Origin of the sequence: Legionella rubrilucens (assembly GCF_001468125.1) — a bacterium.
GTDB lineage: Bacteria > Pseudomonadota > Gammaproteobacteria > Legionellales > Legionellaceae > Legionella_C > Legionella_C rubrilucens.
In genome coordinates this window covers 807,304-821,517 of sequence record NZ_LNYT01000020.1, presented here as the reverse complement: position 1 = coordinate 821,517, position 14,214 = coordinate 807,304, and the positions used below count along the sequence as shown (strand labels likewise).

The window sequence follows — 14,214 nt, the reverse complement described above, 5'->3', positions numbered from 1 at the left end:
TGTGTAATGGAAGCACGCCATTCTAGCACATCTGCCTTTGAGAAAGAAAAAGCCCTCTTTTTACAATTTTTGTAATAAATCGTAAGAATATTTACACAATTTTGATTTTCAGCTTAAGGATGAATTAAGACTTTAAGACTACCATGGTGCTTACTGGAAATACATAATTACTACAAATAGGCCAAAGGATTGCCGTATAACCTGGAGGGCTTATTATGAGTACCAATCAAAACGACGTGGGTAACCAGATAAAAAAAGACGGCGCAACGAAGCAAAAATCCTCGTTTCAATTTCTTCCGCTCACTCAATACGACCTGTTACGTAACCCTTATGTGGAGGGTGTCATTCGGGTTTTTGGCACCAGCGTCGCTGTCGCCACTATTCTGCATCCCATGGATGTGTTGATGACCCGTTTTCGCTCACAAGGCTATGCGCCCATGATGGCCAATCACCAGTTCTTTTCGAAATTGTTTACCGGGTTTTTAACGACGCAAAAACAGGCTGCGCTTAAAAACATGGTTATTGCCAACAAGGAAAAGGTGAATGATCACGTTGGGGAAATGATCGGTGAACAGGAGAATAAGGCGTTTAAAAAATACAGCGAGATGCTGGTCACCACGGTCATTGTCGGGGGAATCGATACCATTTTTACCCAATATTTTGCCAATAAACGGATTCTTGATGCCTTAGGGGACAAAATCGAACTCTCTTTAGGTCAAAAATTTCAGTTTGCGAAAGAAGGCATGCTGACTCGCGGCGGACGCAATTTTGTCACCACCTTAGCCTGCATTGGGGCGACAACCACCGTCAGCGAATTCATTAATCCTTTGATTCCTAAAGATCAAGTTTTCGCCCATACCGCAGCCACCTCCGTCATTTCCGGATTTGCCATCTCGCCATTCGCCAGTGTATTGGACAATGTTTATCAGGAAAAAATTCGGCAGGTCAATAAGAGTACTTTAAAAACGCCGCCAATAACTGAGATGTTTGTGCATTTGTGGCAGCAAGGCGGCGTGCGACGGCTGGTTCGCGGCGCCGGCATGGGGGGATTGTATAATATGGTCGCCTTTGGAGTGATCAATGGGGTAGCTGAATTCATGAATAGCCACCTCTTCCCGCGTCAGCCTACATCCAGCGTCAGTCAACAGGGTTCATTTTTTACACCAGCGATTAAAAACGAACCCAAGGCCATCGCACCCGCAATCGAAGAAACGGGCAACGAGTCGCCAACGCCCTCAAAACCCAAATAAGCGTAGCGAAGCAAACCAGGCAGGCCAGGGAAGGCTACTGCTGCTCAGCGAGGTTGACCATGCTGGGGCAAACATTCCTCCTGAGCGGGGGTGTTGTCGCGTACCGGCTCTTTGGTCTTGTTGACCGAGTGGCTGGCAAAATAACCCAGAACCAGGCTTTGCAGACCTAAATTGACCAGCGTCATGGCCGTTTCAGGCTTTGGCGTGAAAAAACGCAGCATAATGTCCCTTTCACAAAAAATAAAAACGCGCCATTATACACGGTATTCGGCTTCCTCGTACAGGGTTGTCAGGAATGAGCCTGATGCGGATCAAAGGCATCCCTGACCGCATCAGCAAAGAGATTGCTCGCTAAAACCAGGGTGAACATAAAGACAAAAGCGGCGAGCATCGGCCACCACACCACCGGTTCTCGTGCCAGTTCAAGACGCGCGCCATTGATCATATTTCCCCAACTGATGGTCATCGGCGACACCCCAACACCCACATAGGACAAAACGGCTTCTGCCAGCACCAGAAAACTGAAATCAAGCACCAGGGTAATGACCACGATGTGCATGACATTGGGCAGCAGGTGTTTACGAAGAATACGGAAAGAGCTGCTGCCTAAGGCGCGGGCGGCCATGATATAATCAATTTCACGCAGTTTCAGGGCCTCAGCCCGTAACAGTCGGCAAAGGCTTGTCCAGCTGGTTACCCCAAGGATGAGGCACAGAGCAAATAAACGGGCATCCGCACTTTCATGCAGGGTGGCAAATTGCTCGGGATGATTGGCAATGTAGGTTTGCATCGACAGCACAGAGGCCGTAATCAGCAAGACACCTGGAATTGAGCTTAAGGTGGTATAAATGTACTGAATCACATCATCGATAACCCCGCCAAAATAGCCGGCGGCAATACCTAAAAGCAGCGCCAAAGGCAGCATAAACAAGGTCGTCAGTATCCCGATGACCAAACCGGTGCGTATGCTTTTAATGGTGTAATAAAAAATATCCTGACCAATTTTGCCGGTGCCAAACAAATGCAGATGCCGTGAAATCCAGTAACTGGCCAATGCCACGAACAGGCATAAAAAGAGTACCAGCAGCGGTAAGGCATGCCGACTCTGAGGCAACCATGGCCGCGCGGCTGACTTAAACGGAAGACCGAGAAAAGCAGCCCAGACCAACGCGGTTATCAGCATGGCTGTGCCTGCGGCTTTAAGCAGAACGCTTGTTAAGAACTGTTCTTTTTCCTGCTGATTATGGATTGTTGCGGCCGGGTACTGAAGCCGCGGATAAATCTGCCGGGCTTTGTCATCGACCAACACGGTTTCCGTGCTGTATAAATTCAAAGCGAGCGGTGCAGAATAGGTTTTTTCATACGTTTGCCCAAGGGGGGCCAATAGCCGCTCTAAAAGCGTACTGGCCTTGGCGTTGTCGCTTGACACCTTGTCTGTTTTGTCTTTCAAGTGAATGGAATCAAGGATGCCAATCACCAGGAAAAAACCTAAAACGATACCGGCGCTGACTGAGAGAGGTTTCCTGAATAATTGTTTAAATGCACGGCGGTTGTGTTCCCGGCGCAGGCTGTATACCGTGAGCAGCAAACCCATCATCAGTACGCCAAGAAAGCATTGATCAGTCCATAAGAATGTTATCATCAGCCTAACCTCACACGCGGATCGACCAGAGTGTAGGAAATATCGGTCAAAATGAGACCAACAATGTACAAAATCGATCCTAAGAATACCATGGCCCTGACGATGGCAAAATCCTGCTGCTGGATTGCATCAATGATGTAACTGCCCAACCCCGGCACACCAAAAAACGATTCAAGCACCAGGCTTCCCATAAACAGCGAAGGGATAATCACCACCACGCCAGTGAGAATCGGCAGCATCGCATTTTTTAATACATGGCGAAACAGGACCCGAATTTCCGACAGGCCTTTAGCCCGCGCCGTCTTGACATAGTCGCGATTCATTTCTTCCAAAAACAAAGTCCGATACCAGCGCGCTCCAGCACCCAGGCCCCCAATCACCGCGACAATCACAGGCAAGGCGATGAATTTGATGCTTTCAACGCCGCCGTCATAACCTGAAATCGGCACCCATTTTAACAGTTTGCCAAAAAGATACTGCCCGCCAATGATGTAAAAAAGGCTCGAAATGGACATGAGAATAATGCAAAGCACCACGCCGCTGATATCGAGGTAGGTGGAGCGGAAAAAGGCCATGGCCATGGCAAACACAATGTCAACCAGCATGCCAATCAACAGAACCGGCAAGGCAATGGCAAGGCTTGGCCACATGCGATGCGATATGTCGTAACTGATATCCCTGCCCTCATCGGAAACGCCAAAATCAAATGAAAAAAGCCGTAACGATTTTTCAAAAAAAAGCGTGTCGGTCAACTGCTTAATGCCATCCTTTTGGTCATTGTAAAAGAGAGGCAAATCGTAACCGTGCTGGACTTTCCATTGCTGAATAGCCTCCTTCTTGATGTGTTTCTGGCCAAGGTGCATTCGGGCCATGTCATCGGGTGAATTGACCATGAAAAAAAGCGCGAAGGTAATCAGATTAATCCCCAGTAAAATAGGAATTGTGTAAACAAGGCGTCTGAATAAGTAGGCAATCATCCCCGCATCCTCTTAGCCATTTGCTGCTCTTTTCTGCGGTAAGCCGCAAGCAGGGGCAAAAACACCAGCAATAGAACAATGAACGCTACACCCAGAGGCCAGAATATCGGTTGATTCCATTCCTGCCGGTATTGATTACGCTCAGCCACATTCACGGACAAATACTTCAGCACATCCACATTAAAGGCACCAGGCTTGGTTGGCGAAATCCACTGATGCGACAAGGTCATGGTTTCGCTGTTAATGCCGAAAGCCCAGGGCGCGTCATGCCGGACGATGTCCACCATGCGATCAATGAGTTTCATGCGCGCGTCATCACTGGGTCTGTTTTTCATCTCATCAAACAAACGATCATACTCTTTATTCTCATAATTCGCCGCATTTTCTCCACCATACTTCACCTTGCCGTTACGACCATAAAGCATGAATAAAAAATTCTCCGGATCGGGGTAATCGGCATTCCATCCCCAACTGAAAATCTGAGCATTCCCATCACGCATTTTTTCCTGAAAACGATTGTATTGTGTCCCTCGAATGTTTAAATCAATGCCAATTTTAGCGAATTGCTTAATCATCCAGTCGAGCACCGCCTTGTCGTCAGGTCCTCCGGCGACCGGCACATCATAATGAAGAATTAAATGCCGTCCGGTTTCAGGATTAATCCCGTCTGGGTAGCCTGCCTGACGCATCAACGCGCGGGCTTCTTCTATAGTACGGCGTTGCGGAGCCTTGCCATCCCAGGTGTAAACATAGGGGTTGATGCCTTCCTTGCCCTGACGGTAACCGAATATTCCAGGTGGGATCGGTCCTTGTGCCGCCTGGCCGCGGCCATTAAAGAAGATGGCAATGTTTTCATCAAAATTAACCGCAATGGAAATGGCCAACCGCAATTTCCTGGCCCTTTCGCCAGACCCGCCGACCACGGGATCCAGCATGTTAAAGCCCAGATAATAAATGGTGGGATCGATGGTTTGGGTGAGACGAATCCGTTTGTCTTTCATGCTTTCAGTCAACGACGGTTCGCCGGAATCACCAATCTGAATGGCCTGATCAAAACTGTCAGCGGAAATACCGGATAAATCATAATAGCCCTGCAGGAATTTATTCCAACGCGGGATGGTTTCCTTTTCCAGGGTGTAAATGGCCTTGTCAATCAGGGGCAGCGGTTGACCCACATGCTTAAGGTAGCCCGCTTTCCTGTCCTCCTCATTGCCCTCACCGCTAAAAATCTCCTGGGCATAGTGGGGATTTTTCTGCAGGACCATCTGCCGGTTGGGATTGTTTTCGATCAGCATGAATGGACCGGTACCAATGGGATACCAGTCAAACGTCAGATTTTTATCATCCATGTCGGGTTGACTGTAGAATTGATCCGCCTCCCAGGGGATGGGTGAAAAAAAGGGCATGGCCAACCAGAATACAAATTGCGGGTATTGCCCTTTTAGCGTCATTTCAAAGGTGTAATCATCGATTTTTTTAACGCCTTCAAGCGGGTACTTTCGCAAATCAAGAAACACCCCGCGCCTGGCTGGCGGCAGCGAGGCAGCAAACGCTTTAAAGCCGACGATGTGTTCACTCATCAACCCGTAAATGGACGAACTCACGGCGGGCGAGGCCAGCCGTTTAATTTCATAAATAAAATCATCGGCCACCAGTTCACGCGTTCCGGTCTGTGGGAAATCCGACAATTTGCTGATGTCGTTGTCTTCAAGGTAGTCTGCCGGCAGCTCAAGATACAAGGGCTGCCCGCTCTTGTCTTTGGCCAGGGCAGGATGCGGTTGATAGAAAATTCCGCGCTTAATCTGAATGGTATACACACTGTAGGCGGTCCTGCTGTCTGCCTCCGGCAAAGGATTATGGTTTTTATCGAGGTAACGGACAACAGGCATACCCGCCGCACTACGCGGTATTAATTCATAGGGGCGTTTCAGGTAATCGTATTTAAGCGGCGGCTCATAAATCTGCCCAATGAATTGGTATTCATTACTGGAGTAGGAGCGTGCGGGATCAAGGGTTTTCGGCTGCTCTGCAAACGAAGAGTAATAAATTTTTTCCTGAGATTCACTTTCAGGGTAAGGGTCATTAAGGACTAAGCACCAGGCAGATGGCGTCAACAACAGGAAGATACATGACAAAAGTAAGCTGCTTTTGCGTAGTATGTTCAAATGATGAATCCTTTCCTTAAATGCCTGATTATCCGATACTATGATGGGAGCACCGGCTGCTTTAGTCAAGACAGCCGGTTAAGAAATTCCTGCTCATTAAGTACGGTAACCCCAAGATCCATGGCTTTATCGAGTTTGGAGCCTGCCTCAACGCCGGCAATGACGTAATCGGTTTTCGCCGACACGCTGCCTGTCACTTTGGCACCCACAGCATGAAGCCTGGCTTTGGCATCCTCACGACTCATGCTGCTTAGCGTGCCGGTCAAGACAACTGTTTTACCAAAGAAAGGATGCCTATTGTCCACGGTTTTCGCACTGACAATCGGCCAGTGAATGCCTGCAGCTAATAATTTGTCAATCACCAAAACATTATGGGGCTGGGCAAAAAACTGCACCACATGGTAAGCCACCACCGGTCCAATGTCCCTGAGCGCGAGCAATTGGTCCATGGTGGCGGCTTTGAGGTTGTCAATCGTTTGAAACTCATCCGCCAGAACCTGGGCGCTGACTTCACCAATTTCACGAATCCCCAGCGCATACAGAAAACGACGAAACGTCGTGGTTTTGCTTTTTTCCAGGGATTGCAATAAATTCTCTGCGGATTTAAGCCCCATGCGCGGCAAAGCGGCAACCTGCTTCAAATCGAGCGTGTAGAGATCACCCACATCCAGGATTAATTTCTCTTCCACCAATTGATCAATGATCACGCGCCCAAGCCCATCAATGCCCATGGCACGCCGCGACGCGAAATGCCAAATCATTCGTTTTAACTGTGCCCCGCAGAACAATCCTCCCGTGCAGCGTGCCACAGCCTCACCCTCTTCCCGGACCACATCGGCCCCGCAAACCGGGCAATGGGCCGGCAGTTCAATGGGTTTGATGTCGTCAGGGCGTTTTTCCATCACTACGGAAACCACTTCCGGAATCACATCACCGGCGCGGCGAATGATCACCGTATCGCCAAGATGGATGTCCTTGCGCGTGATTTCATCCATGTTATGCAGGGTGGCATTGCTGACGGTCACGCCCGAAACGGTCACGGGTTTCAAGCGCGCCACCGGCGTCAGGGCGCCGGTGCGGCCGACCTGAAAATCCACGGCGATGAGCTGGGTCATCTCCTCCTGCGCCGGGTACTTGTGAGCGCAGGCAAAGCGCGGCGCACGCGCCACAAAGCCGAGTTTTTTCTGTAAGGGGATACTGTCAAGCTTATAAACCACACCATCGATTTCATAAGGCAAGGCATCCCGTCGTCTGGCCATGGCATGGTAATAGTCAAGGCAACCGTCAATGCCAATAACTCGCTGGCTCTCTGGCGACACGCGAAAACCCATGCTTTTAAGCCATTGCAACTGCTCAAAATGGGTATCTGGTAATGAAGCGCCCTCGCATTCGCCGATGCCGTAGCAATAAATCTCCAGTGGACGGCTTGCGGTAATGGCCGGGTTAAGCTGGCGCAGACTCCCTGCCGCCGCATTGCGCGGGTTGGCGAAGGTTTTTTCTCCCGCCTGCCTCGCCTTGTCATTCATCGCTTCAAAGCCGGCTTTGGGCATGTACACTTCCCCGCGAATTTCCACGAACGCAGGCGGATTGGGGCTGTGCAGTTTCAGGGGGACTGCGGCAATGGTTTTAATGTTATTGGTGATGTTTTCACCCACGGCGCCGTCGCCGCGTGTTGCGGCGGACATCAACAGGCCGTGCTCATAGGTCAGATTGACCGCCAGACCGTCGAGCTTCAATTCACAGGTAAAAACCAGACTCGCCGGATCACACTCAAGACGATCGGCTACCCGTTTGAAAAAGGCACGCAATTCGTCGTCGGTAAACACGTTGCCCAAGGATAACATCGGGACACGATGGGCAACCGGTTCAAAGGCAATAGCGGCATGACCGCCTATGCGTTGGGTTGGTGAATCCGACGTGACCAGTTGAGGGTACTGTTTTTCCAATTGTTGTAAATTTTTAAAGCAACGGTCGTATTCACTGTCCGGCACCAGGGGATTATCAAGCACGTAATAATGATAATCATATTGTCTGATTTTCTCGCGAAGCGCATCCAGGGTTTGAACAATCTCGTCCTGAGTTTTTACCGTCTCTGTCATGGAGGTTAGTCATCGAAAATAAAAAACAAAGTCTAGCATAATTATAGGCAAGACACAGTAAAGCACCTGCCGCTTAAGCTTTTTTTACTTACCCAATTCTAAGGCGCGGCAAGGAGCGATTTATTCCTCTTTTTCTTGCCGTCAAACTCTGGATTATGGTATAGATACCGCTTGGCTTTTAAACAGGGCTTTTAAGAAATGGACTTACCACGATTTTTTTTCTGTTTGTTGTTCTTTGTTTTTTCCAGCGTCAGCTTTTCCGCCTCGTCTTCCAATAACCTGGGTATTGCTTTCATTCACGGTACCAATGATCATCGTGCCGATGCCGATGGCGGGTACTGGAAAAAAGACTTCATTGCCTACATGGCGGAGTCTTTGCCAAACCCTGACAATTATTGGGTTGTGGCCTGCGATTACAGTCAGTACATGTGGCACGAAGACGCCGCCGGATGCACTGCCGATCAACTGCTCGCGTTCATCAAGGCTAAAAAAATAGGCAAACTGGTTGTCTACACTCACTCCAACGGCGCCAATGTGCTGCGCTGGATTCTGTCCAATCCCACTTACGATAAGCGGTATTACAAATTAAGCCGCCGAATTTCGGAGGTGATTGCCATTGCCCCCTCCAGCGGCGGTACACCATTAGCGGACGAGGTGATGGACGGCAATATTTTTGAATCCTCCCTGGGTTGGCTGCTTGGCTATCGCAATGACTCAGTCCGTCAACAACGCGTAGGCGACATGGCTCTGTTCAACGATGAATTGCTGCTCGGTACGCCGGGACGGTTGTCTCTGCCGGTTTCTTTCCGCATCGTGATTGGCACTGACGTCACCGCCTCCCCCTTCTCTTCCGCCAGCTATTGCAATGGTTACTTCCTCAATGCCGGGTTAAAAATCACCAAAATTTATCTGGACAAGTGTTCAGACGGCTTTTTAAATTGCGTGTCTCAACAACTGGCCGGTGATCTCTGGTTTATTGACATCAACAGAACTCAGGACAGCATCCCTTTAAGCCATAATCAAAGCCGCCATTCCTGCTTTGGTCTGGAACACATATTACGCGATGATCTCTTGTTACAAGGAGTTAGAAAGTGAGAGCAACTTATTTACTGATGGTATCTGTCTTATGGGCAGGCCAAAGCCTGGCATTCACTTTGCCCGAGGAAGCCGTGCATCCCTATGAGTGCGATCATTGCGAATCGTTGTCACATGACAATTTAAGCAGCGATTGGCCGACGAATCATCTGCCGCTTGGCCATGAAACCATGCATGCCCAGAAAAGCAACAAATACAGCCTGCGAACCACCCTTCAACAATTAAGTCAGGGGGTCGCACTGCAGACGCTTGCCCCGGGTGCAATCATCCGTATCAGCCCCGCGGCAGCGAATTCCCGCCTTAAGCTGAATTTTATTCTGGAGACAGAGAAACATCAGGTGCTTCCTCTGAAAGAAGCGTCTTCCCTGTTCGCCGACGAGGAGGGACTGAAAGAATCCGCCTTTGGCGGTGAAAGCCTCATGGCCATGCAATTGAAACCCGAGCTTGGTTCTGGCCGGTTCATCCTGAAAAGTGATCCGGTGAAAGGTCATGAGCAGGATGCCTATGTGATTCATGTTTTTGATCAGGGTTCCAATGCTTACCTGACAGTGGCCACCGATAAGGCGCGTTATCATTATGGGGATGAGTTGATTGCAACCTTCAGTTTGCGGGACGACGCCGTGGGTTACCCCATCGATGTCATTACCGCCAGTCTGGTCACTCCAGACGGCAATCAACGGGCGCTGACGCTTGAAAAAGTCTCCTGGGATGTTTACCAGGCCAAGGTGATGCTGCGTTCTGAAAAAGGGTTTCACGGTGAAAACTGGTACATTGAAGCGCAGGTGGATACCGATGTCGGCGGCCGCAATGTCAAGCGCCAGGCTCACACCGCCTTTTCCTATACCATTCCTTCAGCGGCAGTACGAAGCATCAAGCGGGATAATCCGGCTGAACCGTTTCAATTCAAAGCCCAGGTCGAAGTCGCTACCGGCAGCCGTTATGCGCTGCAGGCTGTTTTGTTTGCGACCGACGACCAGGGTAAAGTGATTCCTGTTGATACGGTTCAATCCGCCGCCTGGTTCGCTACGGGCTTTAATGAATTGAATTTCAGTTTTCACCCCGAAGAAAGCACGACCTACAAAGCCCCCTATTATCTGGGAGCCCTGCAATTGACGGATTACGGTCAGTTAAAAGCGGTCTATGAGTACAGCCAGTTAATCCCGCTTCAACAGATAGGACAGGAATGAGTTTTTTTCAACAGTTCACTGTCTTGCAGGGTGTGGCCATCGCCGCAGCCCTGCACTTTTTTTTAATCCTCTGGCTGTTTAGAAAACTGGCGCAGTTGCGTCATCAATGCCATCAGAGCCAGGAAAAAACCCAGCTGCTGCTGGTTGATGAATTACACAAACTTCACCTGTCTCTCAATGAGCAATTGCACGCCAGCCAGACACCGCTTGTTGAGCGCATCACTCAGGGCCAATTAAACAGTCAGCGTCTTATCAGTGAAACAGTCCAACGCCACATGACCGATGTCCGTGAGCAGATTGGCCATAGTTTTAAACAGCATGCCGGCTCACTGACCTCGCATCTGCAATCGCTGACGGAGGAAATACGCAACCACCTGCACTCGCTCACCCAGCAGGTCAATCATAAACTGACGGAAGGATTTGAAAAAACCTCCACCACGTTTACCGATGTGGTTCGGCGCTTAACCATCATTGACGAAGCGCAGAAAAAAATAACCGAACTGTCTTCCCATGTTGTCAGCCTGCAGGATGTTCTGGTGGACAAACGCGCACGCGGTGCTTTTGGCGAAGTGCAACTGGCCGCGCTGATAGACAACATGATTCCTGCTAACCATTACCGCATGCAGCACACCTTGTCCAATCAAAGGCGGGCCGATTGCATCCTGTTTTTGCCAGAGCCTACCGGACACATTGTCATTGATGCCAAATTTCCGCTCGAAACCTATCAGAAACTGATGAACAATGCCTTGCCGTTGACTGAGCGCAAACCCTTGCAACAACAGTTTCGCCAGGATTTGCAAAAACACATTAAAGACATCGCCGAGAAATACATTATTCGCGGAGAAACCACGGACAGCGCCATGATGTTCATTCCGGCTGAGGCCATTTTTGCCGAAATACATGCGAATTACCCCGAGGTGATCGCCCTTTCGCAACGCCTGAAAGTCTGGCTCGTCTCGCCGAGCACCCTGATGGCCGTATTAACCACGGCGCGCGCCGTGTTAAAAGACGATGCCACACGAACTCAGGTTCATATTATTCAAAACCATTTACATGCACTGGCCGATGATTTTCAACGTTTCGAAAAGCGCATGGATAAACTGTCCAAGCACATTGATCTCGCCCACCATGACGTTGGCGAAGTCACGACGTCTGCGCGTAAAATCGCCCAGCGTTTTCAAAAAATTGAGGCGGTTGATCTGGATTCAGACGCACGGGTCCTGCCGCAGACCCTGGAAGAGATGGAGTCCTAGTCATTCATCTCGGTACCAATCGCTGGATGATGCTGTCGGCAGGATGATTTTACCGACGAATAAACGCCTGCGAATAACTTCTTTTTCATCAGAAACTTATGATATGCTCAACAGATGATAACCTGGGGAAACGCAATGCGCTTATTCAGTTCGATATTCTTTTTTTGCCTGCTCACTGCGAGCTTTTCACCTGTTTTCGCCGGCTCATGCGCACCCAATGCCCAGGCAGTGTGTCAGGATCAGTGCCCGCGTAATTGCAACGTTGATGTCTGCTGTGCACAAATGGGAGGCATCAGTTACTGCGACTCCTCGGCTGGCCGCTACGTTTGCAACAATGGTTATTATTCGTCTTGCTATTGTACCCGTCATGCGGTGATGGATCTGCAATTGCTTCCCGGCTGCTGCCTCTGGCAAGGCGGCGTGTTTACCGTCAATGAACTGGGCGTGGTGCTTTGTAACGACGGCAGTATTTCCGAACTCTGTTCATTACAACCCAACACAACCCCCACTGTTTCAGTGACGCCTTGGTAAAATGCTAACCCTGCCGCGCGGTCTAAAACCCTGGACAATCGCGGCAGGAAACCTCATAATTGCGGATTTTATTTGACATTATTCATGACCACCTCGCTGATAGAAATCAAGGATGTGAGTAAATCGTATGGCAATACCCTCATTCTTGATCGCTTAAATCTCACGGTTTATAACGGGGAATTTCTTACCCTGCTTGGCCCCTCAGGGTGTGGTAAAACCACGCTGCTGCGTTTAATTTCCGGCTTTGAGCAACCCAGCGAAGGTGAAATTTACATCAATGGGCAATGCGTCAATGCCCTGCCCCCGCAAAAACGCGATGTGCATACCGTTTTTCAAAGCTATGCGCTGTTTCCGCATTTATCCGTGTTTGAAAATGTCGCTTTTGCACTGCGATGCAAACGCATTGCCGAAGACGAAATAAGGACCCGTGTTCTTGAGGCCCTGCGTCTGGTGCAGCTTGAGTCTTTTTCCAATCGCAATATCAGGCAGTTAAGCGGCGGCCAGCAGCAGCGAGTGGCCATTGCCCGGGCGATCATTAACCGCCCGCAGGTGCTGTTGCTCGATGAACCCTTAAGTTCGCTCGACTACCGCCTGCGAAAAGCCATGCAGTACGAATTAAAGCAAATCCAGAAAACGTTGAACATGACCTTTATTTTTGTGACCCATGATCAGGAAGAAGCCCTGTCCATGTCGGATCGCATCGTGGTGTTTAATCTGGGCCACATCGAACAGGTCGGCACCCCGCGTGAGGTGTATGAAACCCCGGCCAACCTGCACGTGGCGAGCTTTATCGGTGAGGCCAATATTTTTAATGCCGAAGTCATCGCAGCGGATACTGACGAATTAACCACCACCATCGAAGACATTCGCATTCAATGCAAAAACACCGGTCATTATCGGGTTGGGGATAAGGTGCATGTGATTGTGCGGCCGGAAGACATTCGGGTCTGGAGTCTGTCTGAGGTCACGGAGTCACGCGGCATGCTGCCTGGTAAAATTTTAGACATTATCTACAAAGGTTCCACGGTGGATTTGAAAGTTGCCCTCCCGTCAGGTGCCGTGATCAATGCCTCGGAATTTTTTGATGAAGATGATGACAAGCTGGAATATGCCCTTCATGAAACGGTCTGGGTGGAATGGCTGCCAGGTTGGGAGGTCCTGTTGCCTTATGAAAACTAAATCCCTGTCATTGACGCTTTTTTATGGCTGGCTGTTACTGTTTAGTTTTCTTCCACTTTCGCTGGTGGTGATCGCGAGTTTTTTATCCAGGGACAGTGTTCATCTGGTCACCTTGCCTTTTACTCTGGATAACTACACGGCCTTAATCGATCCGGTGTTTGCTAAAATTTTCCTGCGCTCCGTCGGTATTGCTTTGATTACAACTGTACTCTGCCTGCTGATTGCCTACCCATTCAGTTACTTAATGATTAAATCCAGGCATCAATCCCTGCTGTTGCTTCTTATTATCATCCCATTCTGGACCAGCTCGCTGGTCCGTACCTATTCCTTGATTGCCATACTTAAATTCAAGGGCGTATTAAACGCTATCCTGCTTAAACTGCACCTGATTGATACACCTCTGTCGCTGCTTTACTCCAACTTTGCAGTGATATCCGGCCTGGTGTATAACCTCTTTCCTTTTATGGTGCTTCCACTATTTACCAACATGGAGCGCTTTGATTTCCGTCTGATTGAAGCTGCAAAAGATTTAGGCGCCAACCGATGGGCTATATTTTCGCGGGTATTTTTACCCAATACAGCAAGCGGCATTGTGTCAGGCAGCCTGTTGGTGTTTTTACCGGCAATGACACTCTTTTATATACCCAATGTCTTAGGCGGCGCGCGTTCCATCCTGCTTGGCAATTTAATCCAGAACCAATTTCTGGTGGTAGAGAACTGGCCGCAGGGCTCGGCCACCAGCGTTGTGCTGACTTTGCTTCTGGTTTTACTCCTGGTTTTCTATCGAGGCCTGAATAAGGAGGTTACCCATTGAAGTCACTTGCCCGTCAAGCTTT

General features: G+C 49.5%; 12 protein-coding genes. 7 read left to right on the top strand and 5 right to left on the bottom strand.

Annotated features, from left to right (window positions below):
- Positions 1 to 215: 215 nt before the first annotated feature.
- Positions 216 to 1,250 carry a hypothetical protein gene (locus Lrub_RS11495; RefSeq protein WP_058532218.1) on the top strand — a complete coding sequence of 345 codons (1,035 nt, stop codon included), beginning with the start codon at positions 216 to 218 and terminating at the stop codon, positions 1,248 to 1,250.
- A 44-nt stretch (positions 1,251 to 1,294) separates the two neighbouring features.
- Here the strand turns inward: Lrub_RS11495 and Lrub_RS14860 are convergent, their stop codons facing one another.
- The 5 genes from Lrub_RS14860 to ligA form a co-directional block, all read right to left on the bottom strand.
- Positions 1,295 to 1,471, bottom strand: coding sequence for a hypothetical protein (locus tag Lrub_RS14860; RefSeq protein WP_156413045.1), 177 nt, complete (start codon positions 1,469 to 1,471; stop codon positions 1,295 to 1,297).
- 68 nt (positions 1,472 to 1,539) lie between these two features.
- Positions 1,540 to 2,889 (bottom strand): ABC transporter permease, encoded by a 1,350-nt coding sequence (locus Lrub_RS11490; protein WP_420324359.1) that lies wholly within the window; start codon positions 2,887 to 2,889, stop codon positions 1,540 to 1,542.
- Positions 2,890 to 2,891: 2 nt separating this feature from the next.
- Complete coding sequence (locus tag Lrub_RS11485) at positions 2,892 to 3,869, bottom strand: ABC transporter permease (RefSeq protein ID WP_058532216.1); 978 nt, start codon at positions 3,867 to 3,869, stop codon at positions 2,892 to 2,894.
- Positions 3,866 to 6,004: an ABC transporter substrate-binding protein gene (locus Lrub_RS11480; protein ID WP_133134147.1), complete on the bottom strand. Its 2,139-nt coding sequence runs from the start codon at positions 6,002 to 6,004 to the stop codon at positions 3,866 to 3,868. The genes Lrub_RS11485 and Lrub_RS11480 overlap by 4 nt, the downstream gene beginning before the upstream one ends.
- 95 nt (positions 6,005 to 6,099) lie before the next feature.
- The gene (gene ligA / locus Lrub_RS11475) at positions 6,100 to 8,133 is read right to left on the bottom strand and encodes an NAD-dependent DNA ligase LigA (protein WP_058532215.1); all 2,034 of its coding nucleotides are present in this window, start codon (positions 8,131 to 8,133) and stop codon (positions 6,100 to 6,102) included.
- A 198-nt stretch (positions 8,134 to 8,331) separates the two neighbouring features.
- On the opposite strand from ligA, the gene Lrub_RS11470 reads away from it, so the two are divergent.
- The 6 genes from Lrub_RS11470 (at position 8,332) to Lrub_RS11445 (ending at position 14,192) form a co-directional block, all read left to right on the top strand.
- On the top strand, positions 8,332 to 9,228 hold the full coding sequence (locus tag Lrub_RS11470; protein ID WP_058532214.1) for a hypothetical protein: 897 nt from the start codon (positions 8,332 to 8,334) through the stop codon (positions 9,226 to 9,228).
- A complete protein-coding gene (locus tag Lrub_RS11465; RefSeq protein WP_065235752.1) occupies positions 9,225 to 10,415 on the top strand; it encodes a DUF4785 domain-containing protein in 1,191 nt (396 codons plus the stop codon). Before Lrub_RS11470 ends, Lrub_RS11465 begins: the two co-directional genes overlap by 4 nt.
- A complete protein-coding gene (locus tag Lrub_RS11460; protein WP_058532212.1) occupies positions 10,412 to 11,668 on the top strand; it encodes a DNA recombination protein RmuC in 1,257 nt (418 codons plus the stop codon). Before Lrub_RS11465 ends, Lrub_RS11460 begins: the two co-directional genes overlap by 4 nt.
- Positions 11,669 to 11,803: 135 nt before the next feature.
- A complete protein-coding gene (locus tag Lrub_RS11455) occupies positions 11,804 to 12,199 on the top strand; it encodes a hypothetical protein (protein ID WP_058532211.1) in 396 nt (131 codons plus the stop codon).
- A gap of 84 nt (positions 12,200 to 12,283) precedes the next feature.
- Positions 12,284 to 13,378, top strand: a complete 1,095-nt coding sequence (gene potA / locus Lrub_RS11450) for a spermidine/putrescine ABC transporter ATP-binding protein PotA (RefSeq protein WP_058532210.1) — start codon at positions 12,284 to 12,286, stop codon at positions 13,376 to 13,378.
- Positions 13,368 to 14,192: an ABC transporter permease gene (locus Lrub_RS11445; RefSeq protein ID WP_058532209.1), complete on the top strand. Its 825-nt coding sequence runs from the start codon at positions 13,368 to 13,370 to the stop codon at positions 14,190 to 14,192. The genes potA and Lrub_RS11445 overlap by 11 nt, the downstream gene beginning before the upstream one ends.
- Positions 14,193 to 14,214 lie beyond the last annotated feature (22 nt).